General features: G+C 38.4%; 18 protein-coding genes and 1 pseudogene. 9 read left to right on the plus strand and 10 right to left on the minus strand.

The annotated features are described in order from the left end of the window. Nucleotides 1-37: 37 nt before the first annotated feature. Together HJG58_RS13420 and HJG58_RS13425 are read right to left on the minus strand one after the other, a co-directional pair. A complete protein-coding gene (locus HJG58_RS13420; RefSeq protein ID WP_170249278.1) occupies nt 38-820 on the minus strand; it encodes an SDR family oxidoreductase in 783 nt (260 codons plus the stop codon). Beyond that, nucleotides 820-1,143, minus strand: a complete 324-nt coding sequence (locus HJG58_RS13425; RefSeq protein ID WP_170249280.1) for a nuclear transport factor 2 family protein — start codon at nt 1,141-1,143, stop codon at nt 820-822. The genes HJG58_RS13420 and HJG58_RS13425 overlap by 1 nt, the downstream gene beginning before the upstream one ends. A 107-nt stretch (nt 1,144-1,250) precedes the next feature. Here HJG58_RS13425 and HJG58_RS13430 point away from each other — a divergent pair, with 107 nt between their 5' ends. Both HJG58_RS13430 and HJG58_RS13435 read left to right on the plus strand, forming a co-directional pair. Further along, a complete protein-coding gene (locus HJG58_RS13430) occupies nt 1,251-2,153 on the plus strand; it encodes a LysR family transcriptional regulator (protein ID WP_170249282.1) in 903 nt (300 codons plus the stop codon). Between the two features lie 601 nt (nt 2,154-2,754). After that, nucleotides 2,755-3,627 carry a MetQ/NlpA family ABC transporter substrate-binding protein gene (locus HJG58_RS13435; RefSeq protein WP_046813551.1) on the plus strand — a complete coding sequence of 291 codons (873 nt, stop codon included), beginning with the start codon at nt 2,755-2,757 and terminating at the stop codon, nt 3,625-3,627. Nucleotides 3,628-3,707: 80 nt separating this feature from the next. Here the strand turns inward: HJG58_RS13435 and HJG58_RS13440 are convergent, their stop codons facing one another. From HJG58_RS13440 to HJG58_RS13450, 3 genes are all read right to left on the minus strand, one after another. Continuing rightward, nucleotides 3,708-4,838 carry a DUF389 domain-containing protein gene (locus HJG58_RS13440; RefSeq protein WP_170249285.1) on the minus strand — a complete coding sequence of 377 codons (1,131 nt, stop codon included), beginning with the start codon at nt 4,836-4,838 and terminating at the stop codon, nt 3,708-3,710. 182 nt (nt 4,839-5,020) lie between these two features. After that, a complete protein-coding gene (locus HJG58_RS13445) occupies nt 5,021-5,764 on the minus strand; it encodes a TSUP family transporter (protein ID WP_170249337.1) in 744 nt (247 codons plus the stop codon). A gap of 201 nt (nt 5,765-5,965) precedes the next feature. Then, nucleotides 5,966-6,784, minus strand: a complete 819-nt coding sequence (locus HJG58_RS13450) for an alpha/beta fold hydrolase (protein ID WP_170249286.1) — start codon at nt 6,782-6,784, stop codon at nt 5,966-5,968. A 284-nt stretch (nt 6,785-7,068) separates the two neighbouring features. Between HJG58_RS13450 and HJG58_RS13455 the strand changes: the two genes are divergently transcribed. Then, nucleotides 7,069-7,854 (plus strand): hypothetical protein, encoded by a 786-nt coding sequence (locus HJG58_RS13455; RefSeq protein WP_170249288.1) that lies wholly within the window; start codon nt 7,069-7,071, stop codon nt 7,852-7,854. Nucleotides 7,855-7,894: 40 nt separating this feature from the next. On the opposite strand, the gene HJG58_RS13460 is transcribed toward HJG58_RS13455, so the two are convergent. After that, the gene (locus tag HJG58_RS13460; RefSeq protein ID WP_170249290.1) at nt 7,895-8,047 is read right to left on the minus strand and encodes a phosphoglycerate mutase family protein; all 153 of its coding nucleotides are present in this window, start codon (nt 8,045-8,047) and stop codon (nt 7,895-7,897) included. A gap of 6 nt (nt 8,048-8,053) precedes the next feature. Then, the gene (locus HJG58_RS13465) at nt 8,054-8,875 is read right to left on the minus strand and encodes an ROK family protein (protein ID WP_170249292.1); all 822 of its coding nucleotides are present in this window, start codon (nt 8,873-8,875) and stop codon (nt 8,054-8,056) included. 771 nt (nt 8,876-9,646) lie between these two features. Here HJG58_RS13465 and HJG58_RS13470 point away from each other — a divergent pair. Further along, nucleotides 9,647-10,207: pseudogene (locus tag HJG58_RS13470) on the plus strand (TetR/AcrR family transcriptional regulator). Nucleotides 10,208-10,287: 80 nt separating this feature from the next. Here HJG58_RS13470 and HJG58_RS13475 read toward each other — a convergent pair. Further along, entirely contained in the window at nt 10,288-10,905 is a 618-nt protein-coding gene (locus tag HJG58_RS13475) for a TetR/AcrR family transcriptional regulator (RefSeq protein ID WP_005073026.1), read from the minus strand. A 78-nt stretch (nt 10,906-10,983) separates the two neighbouring features. Here HJG58_RS13475 and adeD point away from each other — a divergent pair, with 78 nt between their 5' ends. After that, nucleotides 10,984-12,108, plus strand: a complete 1,125-nt coding sequence (adeD, locus tag HJG58_RS13480; RefSeq protein ID WP_170249293.1) for a multidrug efflux RND transporter periplasmic adaptor subunit AdeD — start codon at nt 10,984-10,986, stop codon at nt 12,106-12,108. 9 nt (nt 12,109-12,117) lie between these two features. Next, nucleotides 12,118-15,231, plus strand: a complete 3,114-nt coding sequence (gene adeE / locus HJG58_RS13485) for a multidrug efflux RND transporter permease subunit AdeE (protein WP_170249295.1) — start codon at nt 12,118-12,120, stop codon at nt 15,229-15,231. Between the two features lie 78 nt (nt 15,232-15,309). On the opposite strand, the gene HJG58_RS13490 is transcribed toward adeE, so the two are convergent. Both HJG58_RS13490 and HJG58_RS13495 read right to left on the minus strand, forming a co-directional pair. Beyond that, nucleotides 15,310-15,915 carry a nitroreductase family protein gene (locus HJG58_RS13490; RefSeq protein ID WP_002118380.1) on the minus strand — a complete coding sequence of 202 codons (606 nt, stop codon included), beginning with the start codon at nt 15,913-15,915 and terminating at the stop codon, nt 15,310-15,312. A 51-nt stretch (nt 15,916-15,966) separates the two neighbouring features. After that, a complete protein-coding gene (locus HJG58_RS13495; RefSeq protein WP_170249297.1) occupies nt 15,967-17,109 on the minus strand; it encodes a glycerate kinase in 1,143 nt (380 codons plus the stop codon). 399 nt (nt 17,110-17,508) lie between these two features. Here HJG58_RS13495 and HJG58_RS13500 point away from each other — a divergent pair, with 399 nt between their 5' ends. The 3 genes from HJG58_RS13500 (at nt 17,509) to HJG58_RS13510 (ending at nt 21,299) form a co-directional block, all read left to right on the plus strand. Then, a complete protein-coding gene (locus HJG58_RS13500) occupies nt 17,509-19,917 on the plus strand; it encodes an FdhF/YdeP family oxidoreductase (RefSeq protein ID WP_170249299.1) in 2,409 nt (802 codons plus the stop codon). A 78-nt stretch (nt 19,918-19,995) separates the two neighbouring features. Then, nucleotides 19,996-20,787, plus strand: coding sequence for a formate dehydrogenase accessory sulfurtransferase FdhD (gene fdhD, locus HJG58_RS13505; RefSeq protein WP_170249300.1), 792 nt, complete (start codon nt 19,996-19,998; stop codon nt 20,785-20,787). Nucleotides 20,788-20,906: 119 nt separating this feature from the next. Continuing rightward, nucleotides 20,907-21,299, plus strand: coding sequence for a YkvA family protein (locus HJG58_RS13510; RefSeq protein WP_069140875.1), 393 nt, complete (start codon nt 20,907-20,909; stop codon nt 21,297-21,299). Nucleotides 21,300-21,367: the final 68 nt, after the last annotated feature.

Consider the following 21,367-nt stretch of genomic DNA (forward strand, 5'->3'; position numbering starts at 1 on the left):
AAGAAAAAATATAATATGGCGTGATTCAACATTACTATTAAACAGTAGGAATCGTTCCGCCATCAATCACATATTCAGTACCTGTAATTGCAGACGCACGGGTTGATGCCAAAAATGCGATAAGATTTGCTATTTCATCTGGTTTAGCTGGTCGTCCAATAGGAACTCCTCCGATTGAATCCATGACTATCTTTTTACCACCTTCATAATCCGTGCCAGCTTGTAAAGCCAGCCGCTCTGCAAGAGCAACTGATGCCTCTGTTTCAATCCATCCTGGCGAGACTTGAATAACCCGAATACCTTTGGGGGATATTTCTTTTGACAGGCTTTTACTATAAGTTGCTAGTGCTGCTTTTGTAGCAGCATAAGCTGTCGTAGCTTCTGGTAAAGGAAGTGAGCGTTGTATTGACGTAACGTGGATTACTACACCTTGGCCTTGCTGAATCATATCGGGAATTAATTGACGATCAATACGTATTGCAGGTATCAGATTTAGGTGAAGCTCTTTGTACCACTCTTCATCGGTTAATGCTGCAAATCCGCCCGCTGGCGCAGATGAGCCACCAAGCATGTGTACAATGATATCTACACCACCTAATAACTCTTTTACTGCTTGGACAACAGCCTCACAACCTTCTCGAGTTGTGAGATCAGCAGAAACAAAATGTACATTATTCGGTAAATAATCTGGTTGAGTTCTAGCAGTGGTTAGTACTGTCGCGCCAAGTTCATTGAATAATTTAACGGTGGCAGCACCAGTACCTTTTGTACCCGCCGTGATTAAGGCACGTTTTCCTTTTAAAGTAATAAAATCTTCCATTAATAAATCCTCAATTTAACAACTTTGTCATTTTCAAGTGTGAACTGAAAATTAAGTCTCACAGGACTATTTGGAAAGTTGCCACTCCCTTGTGTTAAAACCGTGCTGATATGACCATTATTAGAAACATCAATAATTTCAAGTGAGTACTGGTATTTTTCTTTCATTGCCAGCAACCATGTACGAATTTCCGCAATTCCTCTGTATAGACTGCCATCGTCTTCAACAATGGCAGAGTTAGAAAAAATAAGGTTCAAAGCATCTACGTCGTTCGCTTGATCAGCATCAAAGTATGCACTAACCACTTCTGGTATATCTTTCATGAGTCGCTCTTTTTTAATGATCTAAATTGGTGTTTTAAATTTTATGATTTGACGATTGTTCTAACAATCCGTATAAAATGGGATGTTTAGTTGAATAAATCAGGATAATGGAACGAGCAAATTTAAATGATTTAAAAGCAGTAATGGCAATCGCCAAACGAGGAACTTTTCGTGGCGCTGCGATTGAACTAGGGATGTCGACAACGGCTTTAAGTCATGCAATTAGTAAATTAGAGGAAAATCTGGGTGTACGTCTGTTTAATCGGACAACACGTAGTGTTTCCTTGACAGAGGCAGGCAGACTTTTTGTAGAACAAGTCGGGCCTGCTCTTCAGGATATTCATAGTGCGTTGGATATTGTACGTTCGCAGAGAGAATCACCGTCAGGTACATTAAGAATCAATGCGGCTGCATTTGCAGCGAGAGAAATTATTTCTCCTGTGATTATTAAATTTCTTCGACGTTACCCAGAAATGAATATTGATTTGGTCACTGAGGGCAAACTTGTTGACATTATTGCTGATGGTTTTGATTTAGGTATTCGTGTCGCTCATCTTGTCCCAAGTGATATGATTGCGGTGTCCCTTGGTAAACTTCAAAAATATGTGGTTGTTGGTTCACCTGAATATTTTGAGTGTTATGGGAAGCCACAAATACCAACAGATCTTTTTAGACATAAATGTATTCGAGTACGTCTACCTGATGGTGCACTATTCCGCTGGAAATTTGAAAAAAATGGAGAAATTATTCAAATTGATGTGCAAGGACCGATAACCCTTGATGAAGCAAGCTTATCAAGAGCTGCAGTATTAGAGAGCATTGGCCTGGGATACTTTATGGAACAGGATGTTCGCGCTGAAATTGAGTCAGGTCAACTTGTTTCCGTGTTAGAGGATTGGATGCCTTGTATGTCTGGACTTTGTTTATATTATTCAGGAAGACGTAATCAATCTGCGGGTTTGAAAGCCTTCCTTGCCCTAGTTCGTGAAGTAGCCCTGAATAATGAGTAATGTGTTGTATATGAATTTTGAGTATTAGAATTATAAAAAGCTAGATTGTGCAGGATGAAGTTGGATGATTTTTAATTTAATTTTTTGAAATATATAATTTTATTTTTGAGCCGTATCAGAGAAGAGTTATATAAAAAACTTGCTTCCGTCAGATTTTTACAAAGTCCTTGTTAATGACAAGGGCTTTTTTTATGCCTAGTCTCTACATTACTGTAAGATTTAGCTTAAATACTGCTAACAAATCCTGAAAATTTCATATAAATCAAATGAGTATATATTTTAATCGAAATTGTTGTATTTATATAATATATTTTTTGTTTTCAGTATCTTACTTGTAACGCTTCTATATATCAGAATCGAACAAGTTATTTGTAGAATATTCACTTATTGATATATGATGATCCAATATTTAGAGACTGTTTCAAAACGTGATTCTATTGTTCAGCGAGCAAGATCAAGGAAGAAATAAGGCTGAATTCAGGCCTCTAAACCCTTATATATCTGGAAATTACTTCCAGCCAAATATTGTATTTTGACCCAATGGTTAGGAATGTCTCTCTCTCTTTTGTAGAGTAAGCATTTCCTATTTTAGGATGTATTTATGAAAAAATTATTTAGTGTCCTGTTCGGCGCATCTGTTCTCACACTGTCGGCATGTAGCAAACAACCTGCGCAAACTGAAAATACAGCTGAAAACAAAACTGAGTCAGTTCGAACAATTAAACTGGTTTCAACAGGTTCGGATACTGATGTGTGGAAATATGTTGCGACGCTTCCCGAAACTAAAGAAGCTGGTATTAAACTTGAAGTGACCAATCTGACTGACTATGTTGTGCTCAATACATCAGTTGCAAATGGTGAACAAGATGTAAATGCATTCCAGTCATTTAACTATTTGGCAGCTTATAATGCTTCAAATAAGGCTAAAGTTGCTGCTGTTGCGACAACTTACTTAGAGCCAATGGGTATTTATGCAAATAAAGTTAAATCTGTTGAAGAGTTCCCACAAGGCGCGACCATTGCGATTCCAAACGATACTGCCAATGAAGCTCGTGCATTAACTTTATTGCAGTCTGCAAATCTGATTAAACTTAAGCCGAACTTTGATCCTGTAAAAGGGACTACTAATGACATTGCTGAAAACCCTAAAAATTTGCAATTAAAACCAATTCAAATGACTACAGCAGTCCGTGTTAAAGACGATGTAGATGCAATTGTATTGGGTAATACATTAGCACTTGAGGGTGGCTTAAATGTAATGAAGGATTCTATCTTCCGTGAACCTATTGATCAGTCTACAAAACTTTATGTGAATTTGTTAGGTGTGGCTGAAGCGAAGAAAAATGACCCGATCTATACCAAACTTGGTGAACTTTACCACTTACCTAAAGTTCAAAAGTTTGTGAGCGATAAATTCGGTGGAACAAAAGTTGAAGTAAACAAACCTGTTTCTGAGTTTGAGGATGTTAAGTAAATAATTATTTGATTTAAAAACTATTTTTATAAAAGCTAAGCCTCGGTAATCGGGGCTTAGCTTCTTTCTACTTGGATATTTTATTTAACTAAACGTTCTGCTTCTTTATATTGAATCACTGTATTATTTGGACTGTTTGGTGCTTCAATTATCTCTACTGGAATAAATCTAATTTGGGCAATGGTGGATTTTTTATTTGAATCTTTCGGTAGCAATTGATTAAGTCTTTTAATATCTGATGCTGTTGGGGGAGTGTCTCCTCGAACTACTACACGAACGAGAGTAAAAGTATTCCGTTTATCGAACTGGATTGTATCGACAACATTATTGTTAATATTAAAAAATCCATTAACATTTGATTTTACTTTATTTTCATAAAATTGTTTATTTAGCATATGTGTAAAATTGAATGTTAAATAAATCGCTAAACCCACTAAAAAAAATAAACTAACTATATTTCTTTTTATAAATTCGAAGACATTACTTTTCACTTCAGTATCAGAACCTCGGCGAAAACCGGCAATCCACAACACCAGTGAAGAACTAACTTGAATGGCAATAATATTTGTTATAGCTAAAATCAGTGCATTTGCAGCACTTTTCCATTCTAAATGAGCAACTAAGATACCACTTGCAACTAACGGTGGAACTAAAGCGGTTGCCACAGCCACACCTACAACAGCAACAGAAAGTCGCGGTGATATAGAGGCAAAAGCGCCTGCTGCTCCACCTGCAAGAGCAATCATGAGGTCCATTATAGTAGGTTGTGTTCTAGCTAAAATTTCGCCAGTAATTGGTATATTTATATTAATTAGTCCCAAAATAATACCAATCGAATAAATCATTACTAAGCCTAAAATAAGAGTTAAGAATGATGTTCTAAATAAAATCCATCTATTATCAATGAATGACAGGGCTATTCCTGAAATGGGGCCAAGCATCATTGCGACTAACATTGCACCAATAACTACAGCGGATGAATCGGCGAGAAGACCATATCCTGCTATGATCGCTGCAAGCGCATTCATTATAAAAAATGTCTTACTGGGTAAAGCATCTGCTTGAATATTTAAGCGGACATTTTTGTGGTCAATTTTTTTTGTATTTGCTCTAAGCGCCTGTTTATACCTCAGTTTTTCTTTTAGCACCTCATATTTTTGGTGACCGGATTTTTCTTCTACAATGATTGTAGCATCATCTTTTTTTTCCATATCTAAATTCTATTTAGTAGTTTATTTATTAAACTTTATTATTAAAAAAAATAGAGAGAAATCAAGTTTTTCTAAATTTAATAAGGTTTATTTTATTGTGTTTCATAATAAAAGGCTCTTAACAGATGTAAGAGCCTTCTAAAAAAGCACACTATTGAGATACAATTAATGTAATGGATAGATTAAAAGAAATGACTAAAATATATGAAAATCGGGTTCTTATGATCTAATAATAATTTAAAAGCCATACATAAACTTATCAATATTAACAGAGGCTTAATCACTCTTGATCCAAATCTTACCGCAAATTTCGCACCAATCGAAGCACCTATAAAAGCTCCACCAGCCATCACTAGAGCTATTGGAAAAATGACATATCCTTTAATGATGAAAATAGATAAAGAACCTAGGTTACAAGCCACATTTGCTAACTTGGTATAAGATAAGGCGCTTACCAACTTAAAACCTAATAATAGTACAAATGCAACTATGAAAAATGAACCGACTCCAGGACCAAAAACTCCATCATAAAACCCTAGTAACGGTGCGACTAGAAGTGCAAACAGAAAATAAGGAATAAGTGGTTTTTTATCTACATCACTTAGTTTGGGTGAAAAAATAAAATATAAGGCTACTAAAATCAAAAGTATTGGAACGATAGTTAAGAGTACCTTTTTAGGCATGAGCGTAACTGAAAGTGCCCCTAGTGTACCTCCTAAAAAAGACATACAAGCAATAGGCATTGCTTTACGCCATTCGATTAGTCCTTTTCTTGCGAAACTAATAGTTGCTGAAAGAGTTGCCGAGGCAGCTTGCAATTTATTGGTCGCTATTGCAGATACAGGAGGGACGCCTGATAAGAGCAATGCAGGTAGAGTGATTAAGCCACCCCCACCTGCAATAGCATCAATAAATCCAGCTACCATAGCCACTAAGCCTAAGATAAGTAGGATTTCAAAATTCAATTTATTAACTCATATGACATTTCATTAATTAAATGAGAAAGCTCGGAAGAAAGATGAAGATGATAAGTTTCTAAGTTCTTAACTATTTGATTCATGACTAGTTTATTGTGGTTAAAATTCTGCTAAAGACTAAAGTGTCTTTTTTGGAAAATCAATATTTTTTCAAATATTATATTCTTTTATATTTTTTATTAGATAACGATCTTTATTTTTCTCAATTCTTAAATTAAAATTAGCTTTTCGAATGGAAATTTTTTTAAATGCTTGGACTATCTCATAAGGGATTGGAGAGTACTGGGTGGTACCATTAATTTCATAAAATCCTTTCGACTTTCCATTATTGGTTTTTATTCCATCTAATTCACCATAAATGATTAATATATTTTTTCTATAACTCATTAAGAAGTTACAAATTGATGAGGAATAAAAACTATAAGGTTTTGAAATTTCATTTTTAAAATCGAGTCCATATATTTTATGTAATGCTTGATCTGAATATATGGCTGGACAAAATAAAATTAATTGATTAACTTGGATTTTTTTTGCTAAATTAATTGCAATATAGCCCCCCAAACTATATCCAATAATAATATCTACTTTTTTTAAAAGACTATAAAAAGTCATACTTTCATTTATATTTTGAGATAATGATGACTTTATTTTGCTCGTATTATTTAAACCACTTAAGTTAAAGGAAAGTGTTGCAATATTTTTACTTCTAAGAAGCTCTTCTAAAGGGCTTAAGGAACTTAAATCAGAGTTACCTCCATGTATAAGTAAAGCTATTTTTTGTGGGGAGCCTTCGCTGTAACTAAATTTGGCCTCTAATTCATAAGTATCGAAATTATGAATAAAAAAGAAAGAGTTTTCATTTTTAGTAGGTTTATAATTTTTTAGCTCATGTGTGGGCTCATTTGTTACTTTAGAAATGGTATTACTAAGATATTTATGAGCAATTGATATTTTATCTTGTTTTTCCATGACTGATTATTCCTGATAGAAGTGTTAAGGATTTTATTATGTGTAAAATAAAATTTGAATAAATTAAAATAAAAAATTAATAAATCTCTTAAATTTAATTCTTTGCAAGCTTATACAAGATTTTAGTTATATATTTAATATATTCTTTAACATCAAAAAGATGTATCTCTTCTATATTGTAACTACTTAATTTATTTGCTAAACATTTCTATTTTTTAAATACGGATATACAATTTTCTTAGTGACCCGCCTTAGAAAAATATGAAGTTAAAGATTTAAAAATTATGATACCAGTACAGCCATTCTCTTTTTTCGCAATTTTTCTGTTATTTATTATTCCATTGATTGGAGTTGTACTAACACTAGGCTTGTTGGTGAAAGTAATACTCTTTTGGCGAAAGAAGGTTGAAAAGCCTGTTAGGTTTTTTTCTCGAAAGACATTATTCATTACCGTATTGACACTAATATGTGACCTATGGGCAGGTTATTTATTTTATATGATTGAATCGGTAGGGTATGAGATTGCTCTTAAGCAGCATTATAAGGAAAGTCGCAGTCATTTCGTTTTATCTCAAGATGCACAATATGGAGAACTGTTGATTCCCAAAGGGAGCTTAATTAGTCGTTATGATGCTTTTGACAATGGTGAGCCACAATTACCTCTGAGTTTACGGGGATTACAGGCTGTACGTTTCCCTCATCCTGTACAAGTCGCAGGAATGTGGGTAACTGCGATGGAACCTCCTCGAATGGAATTGGCATGGGATCAGCAAATAGGGCCCGTCATGCGCTTTGATCGTAAGGAAGAAAATGGTTATGGTAAATGGGTTTACGACACAAAGCATCCTACAATTGCTTGCTCTCGTGGAGACATCGTACTACTTGAAATTCCATTAATTGATCACGATATTGTAAAAGAATTTGGTAAGCCTGAACCCGATGGAGCTAATGCGCGTTTTCGCCCTAGTGAGTGGGGTGTTCAAGAATGTGAAAAAGGTCATGGGCCAATTAAAGTTAGTCCTGCATATACTGGGACTGCACCAAAGAAACCTTGGTTTCAACCTTACTGAAAAGCTTTATTCGACCTCTTTAGAGATTAGGTCAGTAATCTTATGCATTTACATGATCAATTTTAGGTAATTGTGAACAGAGTGCTTGAGCTTGATTATGGCCATGCTCACTTAAAGCAATCAAAGCATGCGAAAGGGTTTTTCCATTAATATTGGCTTCACTCTCAGCATGTCGGATCAGAAAAATACTCATATTATTTTATTGTTCAATTGCACGTATAGCACCTAAAGCAGCTACTTTTCTTCCCGCTTTTATTTTTGATATGTCGCAATCTTGCCAAAGCTCAGGAAGGCAGTTTTCTTTAGCAGACTTTAAAGCCGCGTCTAAATAACCGGGTAATTCTATTGTTCCTCCTCCTATTACTAATTGCGATGGATTCAAAAGATTAATAACAGTTGCTATTCCAAGACCTAAAGCTGTGCCTGCCTCTTTTATAACAGTTAAAGTTGCTTGATCTCCATTGTTAGCCATTAATGCTAGATTAGATGGGCTGAGTGCACATTGCTTGGCAATTGCTGAGCCACTTGCAACTTCATCTAGACGTTTAATTCCTTCATTACTTTTTACTGGTAAGTAACCTAGCTCACCAGCCCAACCACTAGCTCCCAGTAAGGGTTTTCCATTTATTATGAATGCAGCCCCAATACCTGTACCAATCATAATAATGACACTTGCAGCATGAGCCGAGGAATCATTTAGTTCCGCATGCATGGCAGCTTTTACATCATTTAAGATAATTGTTTTACTACATAATAATTTTAATGCTTCATTTCCCTGCCAACCTATAAATGCAGGGAGAACATCACAATTAACAATGTGCCCATTTTCGTTAACTAGACCCGGCACTGCTAGGCTTATGCTTTCGGGTTTAATTCCATGTTTTAAAATAAAAGATTGTAGGTGTGATATTAATTCTTCTGGGGTGAATGAAATTCCTGTACTAAATATCTCCTCAATTTCATCACATAATATTAATAATTTAGTACCTCCAAGGTCTACACCAATTTTCTGTCTGTTCATCCGATGCCTTATGTAAAAATCATTTTTTAAAATTCTATCTCGTCTAGAGGATAGTGTTTTTATAATTATCAGTGTTTGTGTAATAACTTTTAAATTTAATTCAAATGAAGATCTATCATTTTCCTTACCCTGAATATTCGCGTAAACATAACAAATAGTTGTTTACTAATTTTTCTGTTTTTATGCGTTTATAAACCCCACTTGAACAATAACTCACGCATTATTTATCCTTACTTTTTAATGATCTAAATTAAAACAAATGTCATTTTGTGTGCTTGACTGTAATAGGACAGGGCACTATTCTTTGCCTGCTGGCCACATTGCCAGCCGGTTTTAGCAGACCGTGCTCAAGAACATTGAAAAAATTCATTTTTTTGATGTAGACCCGTTCGTCTCCCTTTTTTGTAGCGGTAGGACGGAAGGGGGACACCTTCGGGTGTGCTGGGTCTTGAGCCAGTCTGCTAACCCCCTTTCGTTCTGCCACCATAATTCTATAAATGTCTGGCAGAACTCCCAATAAAAAGGAGTTGGCTTTGCACATCCATTATTTCTTGGCAGTCTCTGCCAAAGTCTATATCGACACCACTTAAATTTATAAGTAGCTTGATAGCGATTAGCGCTTTCAGGCTTTAATTCGTCGCGACCAAAAACTTAATCAACAATAAAACTTGAGATGTGCAAAACACAGTCTTAACGGCTTTGCTATGCCTTTTTTTCTCCCAAAAAAGTATCTCGTTTACATACAACAAGAATTTTTATAACGGTAAAACTATGCCACATTTAGTGATCTCCCCACGTGCCATACAAGTCGTAAATAAATCAATTGATCTGTTTCACCATCACGGATTTCATACGGTTGGAGTCGACAGAATTGTGAAAGAATCTCAAATTCCAAAAGCGACTTTTTATCATTACTTTCACTCTAAAGAGCGGTTTATCGAAATCTGCATGATCGTGCAAAAAGAACGTTTAAAAGAAAAAGTAGTTTCAATGGTTGAGTACGCCAGTCAAACAAGTGTGATGGATAAACTTAAGAAACTTTATGTCTTACACACCGATTTGGAGGGGCTTTACTATCTATTATTTAAAGCAATTTTTGAGACCAAGCTGACCTATCCAAAAGCTTATATAACTGTAATGAGATATAGAACATGGTTGCTTAATGAAATCTATAGTCAGTTAATAAAACTAAAAAAAGATCTTTCCTTTCAGGACGCCAAATTATTTTTATATATGATTGAAGGAACCATTATTTAGCTTTTAAGCTCGGGTCAAGTAGGGGATAGAGAGATGATATTAGACTGTTTTTTGAAGCAGTTTAAAGCGGCGTAGTATGTATCGTTCATCATTTTTCAAGTTTAGCTATTTCATATAAAGAGCCCTTTTATAACAAGGGCTTTTTTGTATTCAGTCTATTCTTTATATTGCCATGCTTTTAAAAAGGTTTGGCAAACTTCTTGATTTAACCGCTGTAGTTCTTCTGGAGTTGGAATATTTCCACTAATCAACGTAGCGGGATAGGTATAGCCCATTACGGCACCGAGGAAAGCCTTTGTTGCTTCCTCTGGCTGATCAATTTTAACAATACCAGCATTGTGTGCAGTTGCAAGAATATCGGTTAAAGATCTTTTAATATTCCCTTGAGTACGTTGCTGAATTTTAGGAAGAATTTCTTTCATTTCAACTAAGGCAATAATCAGCAATCTTTGCAGGCGAATGACGTCAATATGATAAAAATGATTTTGTACAGACTGTCCAATTTCTAACAATAATTGATCTAGTCGCTTATTTTTCAATTCATGCTGCTCAATGAAAGGTGCTTCCATTTCTGCTTTTAAATGATCAAAGACTTCAATAAGTAACGCTGTCTTTGTCGGGAAATGGTTGTATAAAGTTTGTCGATTTGTACCGGCTTTCGTGGCAACAGCCTCTAAACGGACTTCTAATCCATGCTCAAGGAATAGTTCACGGGCTGCTGCCACAATAGTAGGGCGAATTCGAGACGGACGACCTGGTGATTTTTTTAGCATATCGGTTTTCTTGCACATCGTATTTATTTACTTTACAGTAAAGTAAATAAATTGTCTATAAGTCTAGGGTGCCAAAATATGTTTGGTTCGGTTTTTTTTAATCATAAGTACTTGTGGTTATTGCCTTTGCTACTTTTTCTTAATGGATGTGATTCTGATCCGCCTGCCCCTAAAAATATTCAGCAGGTGGGTACGATCACTATAAAACCAGAGACGATTGAATCTACCTATCAATTGGCTGGTAGAACGGTGGCCTCTGAAATTTCTCAGGTCCGTCCACAAGTCAATGGAGTAGTAATAGAGCAATTATTTAAGGAAGGCACGCAAGTAAACAAAGGGCAGCCACTTTATAAAATTGATTCATCACTCTATCGGGATAGTGTGGATGAAGCCGCTGGTAATCTTGCATTAGCAAAAGCCACTGTAAATTCGACTCGCCTTCAAGCCGAGCGTTATAAAGAATTAATTAAAGTAAATGGGGTGAGTCAACAGGAGCTTGATAATGCTCAAAGTGCATATGAGCAAGCGAAAGCGACTGTTGCCGTAAATGAAGCTGTATTGAAAACAGCACGAACCAATTTACGTTACACACAAGTTAGTGCGCCAATTTCAGGACGGATAGGGCGTTCATCTATTACACGTGGGGCTTTAGTCACCTCTGCTCAAACAGAGCCTTTAGCAACGATTCAAAAACTGGACCCCATGTATGTTGATTTGACTCAGTCGAGTGATGAATACATGGCACTGCGTAAACAGCTTACTGAAAATGGAATAAAACCGACTGAACTTTCAGTACGTTTGAAGCTTGAGAATGGCACTGCCTATGCAGAACAGGGGACTTTTAAGTTTAGTGATGTTGCTGTAGATGAGGCGACAGGAAGTGTCACCTTACGTGCAGCATTTCCCAACCCCAATAATGCGTTATTGCCCGGCCTGTATGTGCGGGCAGAACTTGGAACGGGAACACGTCCTAACAGCGTCTTAATTCCTCAAGGTGCGCTGTTCCGAGACGCAGAAGGAAATCCACTTGTTTGGATTGTTGGAAAAGATAATAAAGCCGAGCAACGAAAAATTACTCTAGGCGATGCAATTGATAATCGTTGGTTAGTGACCTCTGGCTTGAAAGCAGGAGATCAAGTCATTGTTGAGGGTCTGCAAGGCTTAAGTGCCGGCATGACGATTGAACCTACCCCAATGAGTTGAGGATTGCGTATGTTGTCGAGTTTTTTTATTGCACGACCTATTTTTGCTTGGGTCCTCTCTATTTGTATTATGGCATTGGGGACAATTTCGATTTTAACATTACCCATTGAGCAATATCCTGACATTGCACCACCAGGTGTAAATGTTACTGCAAATTATCCGGGAGCATCTGCTAAAACTGTTGAAGACAGTGTTACCCAGATTTTGGAGCAACAAATTAAAGGGATTGATGGTCTACTGTATTTTTCATCGAGTAGTAGTTCGGCCGGTCAAGCACGCATAAGTCTTAGTTTTGATCAGGATACCAATCCTGACACTGCTCAGGTGCAGGTGCAAAATGCTGTGAATCAGGCACTGAGTCGATTGCCTCAAGAGGTTCAGCAGCAAGGGATCACTGTGACAAAGTCACAAGGCGATAGTTTACTGGTCTTTGCGCTTTACGATGAAAGTGGGACTAGATCTTCTGTCGACATATCTGACTATATGGTGAGTACACTGCAAGATCCATTAAGTCGGGTCGATGGAGTGGGTGAAATCACCGTATTTGGTGCTCAATATGCAATGCGCATCTGGCTTGATCCTCATAAATTAAACAGTTATGGATTAATGCCATCAGATGTTAGAACTGCAATTGAAGCACAAAACACTCAAATTACAGCGGGAGAGTTGGGCGCATTACCCACGCGTGATGGGCAGGCTCTAAATGCAACAGTAACAGCATTATCTCGGTTACAAACCGTGAGCCAATTTGAAAATATTATTTTGCGCACACAAACCAATGGTGCGGTTGTATTACTTAAAGATGTTGCTCGAGTCGAGCGTGGTGCAGAGAGTTATCAGACTTCTACACGTTTGAATGGAAAGCCAGCTTCGGGTATGTCTATTCAGCTTGCATCTGGTGCCAATGCATTAGAAACGGCTGAACGAGTTAAAGCTGAAGTCACACGGTTAACTGCCTCTATGCCAGCGGGTTTAAAAGTTGCATACCCACGCGACAGTACGCCATTTGTAGAAGCCTCGGTAAATGGGGTGATTAAAACTTTAGCTGAAGCGATTGTTCTCGTCATTATTGTCATGTTCTTATTTTTGCAAAGCTGGCGTGCAACTTTAATTCCGGCAATTGCAGTTCCGGTCGTATTGTTAGGTACATTTGCTGTGTTGAGCGTACTTGGCTATAGCATTAATACACTGACTTTGTTTGCAATGGTACTCGCAATTGGTTTACTGGTAGATGACGCGATTGTCGTTGTAGAAAATGTCGAGCGGGTTATGCATGAGCAAAATGTTGATGCTCGGCAAGCCACCCTAATTTCAATGCAGGAGATATCGGGTGCGCTGGTGGGTATTGCCATGGTACTCGCAGCGGTATTTTTACCTATGGCATTTTTTGGTGGTTCCGTCGGGATTATCTATCGCCAGTTCTCGGTAACGCTTGTATCGGCAATGGTACTTTCTGCAATTGTTGCTTTAACACTTTCACCTGCGTTATGTGCAACATTACTCAAACCTGCAAATGAAAAACATAAGCAGAGAAAATTCTTTACTTGGTTCAATCGTAAAGTCGAACAAGGGCAGTCAGGCTACCGCACAAAGCTAGTTGCTGTTTTAGGTAAACCCAAAGTCTTTATGATCATATTCGTAGGTATTACCGCTTTGTTAGGCTGGCAATATACGCGTATGAATACGGGGTTTTTACCACAAGAAGACCAAGGCTCGGTTATGGTTCAATTTAGTACGCCTGTAGGCACGACACTAGCTGAAACAGAGCGGGTTGGTAATCAGATTGCAGATTACTTTTTGACGAAAGAAAAGGATAATCTCAATGTGATTTTCATGGTGATGGGTAGAAATAACGCAGGCAGTGGGCAAAATGTTGGGATGGCATTTGCTGAACTTAAACATTGGGATGATCGAAAAGGTAGTGAAAATACGGCAGAAGCTGTGATTGCTCGTGCAAATGCACATTTTAAGTCGCTACGTGAAGCTCGCGTTCAGGTACTGTCACCTGCTTCTGTAAGAGGTCTTGGCCAATCAAGTGGTTTTGAACTTTGGTTGCAAGATGCTGAAAATAAAGGACGTGATGCCTTACTCGCCGCAAAAGATAATGTACTCAAAGAAGCAAATGCTGATGCAGGATTAGCAGCAGTACGCTTAAATGGTTTAGATGATAAAGCTCAGTTACAAGTCGATATCGATCAAAGAAAAGCCAGTGCTTTTGGCTTGGCTCAAGCTGATATTAGCAATACTTTGTCGACCGCATGGGGCGGATCTTATGTAAATGACTTCATTGATAGAGGACGTGTTAAGCGTGTTTATTTACAAGGAGATGCGAACTATCGTTCCTTACCCCAAGATATTGGACAGTGGTATGTTCGTGGTACTAGCGGTGAAATGACGCCATTTTCTAGTTTCTCTTCTATGAAATGGCAGATGGGCCCTCAAATGCTGCAACGCTTTAACGGTCTTTCAGCCGTTCAAATACAAGGTTCTGCGGCAGCTGGTGAGAGTTCTGGTGGGGCTATGGATAAGATGCAGCAGTTAGTTGACCAACAACAAGGTTTTAATCTTCAGTGGAGTGGGTTGTCTTATCAAGAGAAACTAGCGGGTGGCCAAACGATCTGGTTATATTTAGCCTCAATCATCTTTATCTTTTTATGTTTGGCAGCACTTTATGAAAGTTGGTCTATTCCTGTCTCTGTCATGCTAGTGATTCCTTTAGGTCTTATTGGCGCTGTAGTTGCTGCAAGTCTGGCAGGTTTTGTTAACGATATTTACTTTCAGGTCGCTATGCTTACCACCATTGGGCTTTCTGCCAAAAATGCTATTTTGATTGTTGAATTTGCGGCAGCTAAGTTAGAGGCTGGTCAGGCATTAATGGATGCCATTATTGAAGGTGCTGGTCAGCGATTACGGCCAATTATTATGACATCTCTGGCTTTTGTTGCAGGTGTTCTTCCATTGGCTGTATCTACAGGAGCAGGGGCTGTTAGCCGAAAAGAAATTGGTATCGCCGTAACTGGTGGGATGATTTCGGGAACTCTACTTTCTATTTTCTTTGTGCCTTTATTTTTTCTTTTAGTTCGTCGTTTAACCAATAAGTTAAACACCAAAAAGGCAAAATGATTTTACAAAACAGAATGTCATTAACAATTAGGCCCTCATGCTATAAATAGCATGAGGGCCTAAAATCTGACTAAAAACTTAGAATGTATTTTGAATAATGACATCGTCGTAAGGAAGTTTGCCCACGCGTGGGTAAGGCTCGGAAGCTGACTTACCAACAGCAATCATTAAACATACCACGTGATCTTCAGGTAAGTTAATGAGCTTTGCCATCGCGTCAAAGTCAAAACCATCCATAGGGCAACTGTCTAAACCATGCTCTTGAGCAAGAAGCATCAAGGTTTGAGCAAAAATACCTGCACTACGCATAACTTCGTCACGTTGGGTTTGTGGACGGTCACGGTAATATTGGTCAATTGCGCCAGCCATAATATTTTGTACTTCTGGAGTTGCGCCATCCCACACACGCTTAGCATCAACTTCCCATGTATTTACTTTTGCACACAACACAATTAGTAATGATGATTCTGTAACTTGTGGTTGATCCCAAGCAATGGTGCGAATTTTTTGTCTTAACTCAGTATCTTCAATGATGACTGGACGCCAATGTTGTAAGTTAAAAGCGCTTGGCGCATTTGCTAAAACTTCTTGTAATAACTGCTTTTTGTTATCTTCAGAAAGTTGAAAAGCAGGGTCGAAGCGTTTAACTGCGCGGCGGTTACGGATGGCATCAATAACATTCATAAGATTTTCCTATCTCTTGGTTTGACCGTTTTTAAAATAACAAAGTAATATTTAAGCTTGGTTCATATTAAACTGAATTAATCTCGCAATATCGATAGTTCTTTCATAAATGAGTTCTGCTGCATGTTCGCAGGCTTGTTCTAATGTGATGGGACCATTTGTTAGCGAAAAAGCAGCCTTAACCCCATGTTCATAAAGCGCTTGGTAGCCTTCGCCTAATGTCCCTGCAATGACAATGACAGGAACATTGTGTGTTTTGGCAATTTGACTCACCCCAAAAACTGTTTTACCACTTAATGTTTGTTGGTCAAATTTACCTTCACCGGTAATGACCCAATTTGCATTAGAGATTTTATGTTCAAGTTGATTCAGTTCACCTACGACTTTAACGCCAGCTTTAAAATCTGCATTTAAATAACTTTTGGCTGCAAAGCCCAAACCGCCAGCAGCACCAGAGCCTGCGTCATCTCGTTTATCGAAACCTAAAAGTTGTGCCGAGACATCGGCAAAATGGGCAAGAGCTCGATCAAGTAACTTTACTTGAGTAGGGGAAGCCCCTTTTTGTGGACCAAAAATATGAGATGCGCCGTTTGGACCGCAAAGTGGATTGGTCACATCGGCAGCTAGTAAAAACCGCGTGTGCTGAATACGTGAGTCGAAATGTGTTAAATCAATTTTTGATAGGTTGCTTAGAGCGAGACCACCAGCGGGTAAAACCTTTTGTTTGGCATCGAGCAAAACAGCACCTAAAGCACTCAGTAATCCTGTGCCACCATCATTAGTAGCACTACCGCCTACAGTTAAAATAATGTCTTTTGCACCTGCGTCTAAAGCATCCAAAATGAGTTGGCCTGTTCCAAACGTTGTGCTGTGGCAGGCATCACGTTCTGACGGTGGGACTAACTGTATGCCGCTCGCTTGAGCCATTTCAATGATGGCGATTTTTTGTTTTTCTAACCATCCCCATTTGGCTTGAACAGGCTGACCTAATGGCCCGACTACAGTTTTTTCACGCCATTCACCTTCACAGACCTCTAACACTGCTTCAATAGTTCCTTCGCCGCCATCGGCCATCGGGCATAAAATCGTTTCTGCATGAGGAAAAACTTCTTGCCATCCTTTGGCAATGGCCTGAGCTACGTTTAAAGCAGATAAGCTGTCTTTAAATGAATCAGGGGCGATCACAACCTTCATAAATGCTCTAATGTGGATAGATTTTTAATTGTTTTATACTGTTTAATGCGAAAAAAACATAGATAAAGACATGTAAACATCAATTTTAAAAGGCTTTCAATCTGTTAAAAATAAAAGCCAATAATGTTTTGATCTGTAAAAGGCGGAGTTTCTATCTTTTTAACTCATTGTTTTATATGTTTTTCTATAAATAGCGCCGTTGGCCTAAATGATTGTAATTGTAAAAAATATGGCACATATTATAAGAACAGTTGAGCCAGCTTTTTAAAATATGGTGAATAACATACCAAGCGGACTCTACCCACAAGCAAGACACCAGCGATTCTTAATATAAGCATAATTAAATTGTGGTTTTATTGGATCTGTTGAATGCCTAAGAAGAAATAAGAGGATGAAAAAGTGGATAATTCAGAAGAACAAAAGCATATACAAGAAAATAACGGTTTTGCGCGAATTGAGCCATACACTCATCCTGCTGGCGGGTGGGGCGCACTCCTTAGTGTTGCTCGAAACTTAAAGCGACAAGATATTTTAGGTAAAGGTTCAATTACCTTACTCAACATTAACCAGCCTACAGGTTTTGACTGTCCTGGCTGTGCATGGCCAGAAAAGAAAGATGCTCATGCGTTTAACTTCTGTGAAAATGGTGCAAAAGCAGTTGCCTTTGAAGCAACCAGTAAAACAGTGACTCCTGAATATTTCGCAGGACATACCGTCAGTTGGTTATCAGAACAAAGTGACTTTTTCCTCGAAGACTTAGGCCGCTTAACAGACCCAGTTCGCTACGATGCTGCAACCGATAAATATGTGCCTATTTCATGGGACGATGCATTTAAACTCATTGCTCAACATTTACATGCGCTAGACAACCCAGACCAAGCGGCATTTTATACCTCTGGCCGTGCCAGTAACGAAGCAGCATTTTTATATCAATTGTTTGTGCGAAGCTTTGGTACAAATAACTTTCCAGACTGCTCGAACATGTGCCATGAAACCACAAGTGTTGGTTTGCTTGACTCGATTGGTTTAGGAAAAGGCACAGTCACCCTAGAAGACTTTGACGTAGCCGATGCTATTTTTAGTTTTGGTCATAACCCCGGCACAAACCATCCACGTATGTTAGGTACTTTGCGTGAAGTGTCTAAACGCGGCGGTAACATTATTGCGATTAACCCAATTAAAGAAAGAGGTCTTGAGCGTTTCCAAGACCCGCAAGCACCGCTTGAAATGATGACTAACGGCAGTACACCAATTAGTCGCTATTATTTCCAACCTAAAATTGGTGGTGACTATGCACTCATGTTGGGTATGTTAAAACACTTAAATGAGTGGGATAAAAAAGCACTTGCCTCAGGTAAACCAAGTATTTTTGACCGAAACTTTATTGCGGTGAATACCGTTGGTTTTGATGAAATGATTGCTGAGGTTGAAAGAACTGAATGGGCAGATCTTTATAAACACTCAGGCCTATCGCCTGAACATTTAGAAAAACTCGCCAAACTCTTTTTAGAATCAGAGCGTTCAATTTTCTGTTGGGGAATGGGTATTACCCAGCATCGTCACGGAACTGCTAACGTACACATGCTGGCAAATTTATTGTTGGCACGTGGTCAAATTGGCAGGCCAGGTGCAGGGTTATGTCCAGTTCGCGGGCATAGTAATGTGCAAGGCGACCGAACCATGGGCATTAATGAACTGCCTAGCCCTAAATTACTCGACAACATTGACCGTGTGTTTGGTATTAAATCACCGAGAAAAAATGGACATGGTGTCGTTGAAACCATTAAAGCCATGGCTGAAGGCGAGGTCAAAGTCTTTATTGGTTTAGGTGGGAACTTTGCAGTTGCAACGCCAGATACGCCGTATACCCAAGAAGCACTTAGAAAGTGTAATTTAACTGTTCATGTCGCAACTAAGTTAAACCGTAGCCATTTAGTGTGTGGTAAAGATGCTCTTATTTTGCCATGTTTAGGCCGTACCGAAATTGATGAGCAGCTTCATGGCCCACAGGCAATTTCAGTCGAAGATTCGATGAGTAATATTCATTTGTCAGCAGGGCGTAACGCTCCAATTTCTGACAATATTTTGTCTGAACCAGATATCGTCGCCCGAATGGCTGAAGCAGTGCTTCCAGACAGTCAGATTAAATGGAAATGGTATATCGAAAGCTATGACCGTATTCGTGACTCAATTGCCGATGTGTTTGATGAGTTCCATGACTTTAATTTACGTGTCTATAAACCGGGTGGCTTCCACCTCGAACATCCAGCCAATCAGCACATCTGGAATACAAAAAGTGGTAAAGCGCAGTTTATGATTACACCGCTGAGTGAAGTCTATGCCGATAAAGAAAATCAGTACGCTGCCGCATATACCGACAGTAAAGTTTATACCTTGATGACCACGCGTTCTCATGACCAATACAACACTACTCTATATGGTCTAGATGACCGTTACCGTGGGGTGTTCGGTCAGCGCCGTGTGTTGTTTATGAACCAAGCTGATATTGATGAAGCTGGATTTGAAGCAAATCAGTGGGTCGATATTGAAAGTGTTTTCTCGGACGGTGTAAAACGTATCGTGCATAGTTTCCGTATTGTGCCGTACAACATTCCGCGAGGCAGTTTAGCCGCTTACTATCCGGAAACTAATCCTTTGGTGGCATTAAGCAGTCATGATAAATATGCCAAGATTCCTGCTTCAAAAAGTGTTCCTGTGATTTTGCATCCCGGAAATGCGCCAGAGCATTTTAACTTGGCAACGGCAGTAGCCCCTGAAGATGCCGATAAGAAAGTAAGCAACCTTTAATCAAAGGCAATATTAAAAAATATCATCCAAACAAATGGCGCTCTAAACAAGCGCCATTTTGAAATAAAGGAAATAATTTTGACACCACATTCTTATGGGGTTGAAACATTACTAGTACAGCGGTTTAACAAAACCAACTCTGAAAATGTTTTAGATCATATTGTGCAAGAGTACCCAATCGCCTTGGTGTATAACGGTATTTCGCATGCGGTGATGATGGCCACACCGACTGATGTTGATTTATTTGCCAAAGGCTTTAGTCTCTCCGAAGGAATTTTAACAAGCTTAAAAGAGCTATATGCGCTTGATGTACATCAAAATGAATTGGGCATTACGGTAGAAATGACCATTTCATCGAGAGCATTTGCTGCCTTAAAGGAACATCGCCGTATGATGGTAGGCCGTACAGGCTGTGGTTTGTGTGGAATTGAGAGTTTAGAGCAGTTTCAGTTAGATGTTCCAAAAATTACAACGCATGCATCAAAAATATGGCTTGAGCAAATTCCGAGTGCCATTTCCCATTTAAAAGCCCAACAGGAAATTACCGCTTTAACGGGTGGCGCACATGCCGCAGCATGGGTGATTGATGGACAAATCGTGGCTTTATTTGAAGATGTTGGCCGCCATAATGCTTTAGATAAATTAATCGGTTATTTAGCGCAAGAAAACTACGACACCAGTTTAGGTTTTGTGGTGATGACCAGTCGGGCAAGTTATGAACTAATACGAAAATGTGCCAAGCTGAATATAAGTCTACTGGCGTCAATTTCAGCACCTACCAGCATGGCTATTCAATTAGCAAAACAATCTGGCCTGACTTTGGCGAGTTTTTGTAGGGGAGATAGATTTGTTTTATATACAGAAATTTAAAATATATTGTTCAAGATGAAGAACCTAAAATAAAGCTCATCTGACATTTCTTTGGCTTTTAAGCTAAGGATAGGTTTTATGGATTATTATAAAACTCTAAAGGTTCAGAGTCTGTCCAAATGTCTTGGTTACAATCACTAAAAGAATGGGCAAAACGTCTAAAAAAACAAATTATTATGCTTTGGTTTGCGTCAAAGCATCCTCAAATGCCATGGTTCCCAAAAGTTATTGCTGTGGTGGCTGTGGCTTATGCCTTTAGTCCAATCGATTTAATTCCAGATTTTATTCCTATTTTAGGCCTTTTAGATGAGGCCATCATTCTACCGATGCTGATTTGGTTAGCTGTTCGTTTTACACCTCAACAAGTCATTTTAGATGCGGAACAACAAGCTGAAGAATGGCTAGATCAACAGGAGCGTCGACCTCAAAATTATTTAGTTGCTGTGTTGATTATTCTAGTTTGGATCACACTGGCCGTGATGGCCTATTTCTACTTTGGTGGTGGCTTGTAATTAGCAAACCGTCAAAGTTTAGAATCGTGAATTTAAAGGCATTAACATTGTGCTTTGCTACAACTCAA

This window comes from Acinetobacter geminorum (assembly GCF_013009345.1).
GTDB lineage: Bacteria > Pseudomonadota > Gammaproteobacteria > Pseudomonadales > Moraxellaceae > Acinetobacter > Acinetobacter geminorum.

Coding starts and splice junctions, on each gene's coding strand:
- adeD (WP_170249293.1), top strand. CDS start 10,984: ATGTTTGGTTCGGTTTTTTTTAATCATAAGTACTTGTGGTTATTGCCT.
- HJG58_RS13435 (WP_046813551.1), top strand. CDS start 2,755: ATGAAAAAATTATTTAGTGTCCTGTTCGGCGCATCTGTTCTCACACTG.
- HJG58_RS13420 (WP_170249278.1), bottom strand. CDS start 820: ATGGAAGATTTTATTACTTTAAAAGGAAAACGTGCCTTAATCACGGCG.
- HJG58_RS13475 (WP_005073026.1), bottom strand. CDS start 10,905: ATGCTAAAAAAATCACCAGGTCGTCCGTCTCGAATTCGCCCTACTATT.
- HJG58_RS13495 (WP_170249297.1), bottom strand. CDS start 17,109: ATGAAGGTTGTGATCGCCCCTGATTCATTTAAAGACAGCTTATCTGCT.
- HJG58_RS13430 (WP_170249282.1), top strand. CDS start 1,251: ATGGAACGAGCAAATTTAAATGATTTAAAAGCAGTAATGGCAATCGCC.
- HJG58_RS13465 (WP_170249292.1), bottom strand. CDS start 8,875: ATGAACAGACAGAAAATTGGTGTAGACCTTGGAGGTACTAAATTATTA.
- HJG58_RS13425 (WP_170249280.1), bottom strand. CDS start 1,143: ATGAAAGATATACCAGAAGTGGTTAGTGCATACTTTGATGCTGATCAA.
- HJG58_RS13510 (WP_069140875.1), top strand. CDS start 20,907: ATGTCTTGGTTACAATCACTAAAAGAATGGGCAAAACGTCTAAAAAAA.
- HJG58_RS13450 (WP_170249286.1), bottom strand. CDS start 6,784: ATGGAAAAACAAGATAAAATATCAATTGCTCATAAATATCTTAGTAAT.
- HJG58_RS13490 (WP_002118380.1), bottom strand. CDS start 15,915: ATGAATGTTATTGATGCCATCCGTAACCGCCGCGCAGTTAAACGCTTC.
- HJG58_RS13440 (WP_170249285.1), bottom strand. CDS start 4,838: ATGGAAAAAAAAGATGATGCTACAATCATTGTAGAAGAAAAATCCGGT.
- HJG58_RS13445 (WP_170249337.1), bottom strand. CDS start 5,764: ATGGTAGCTGGATTTATTGATGCTATTGCAGGTGGGGGTGGCTTAATC.
- HJG58_RS13460 (WP_170249290.1), bottom strand. CDS start 8,047: ATGAGTATTTTTCTGATCCGACATGCTGAGAGTGAAGCCAATATTAAT.
- adeE (WP_170249295.1), top strand. CDS start 12,118: ATGTTGTCGAGTTTTTTTATTGCACGACCTATTTTTGCTTGGGTCCTC.
- HJG58_RS13455 (WP_170249288.1), top strand. CDS start 7,069: ATGATACCAGTACAGCCATTCTCTTTTTTCGCAATTTTTCTGTTATTT.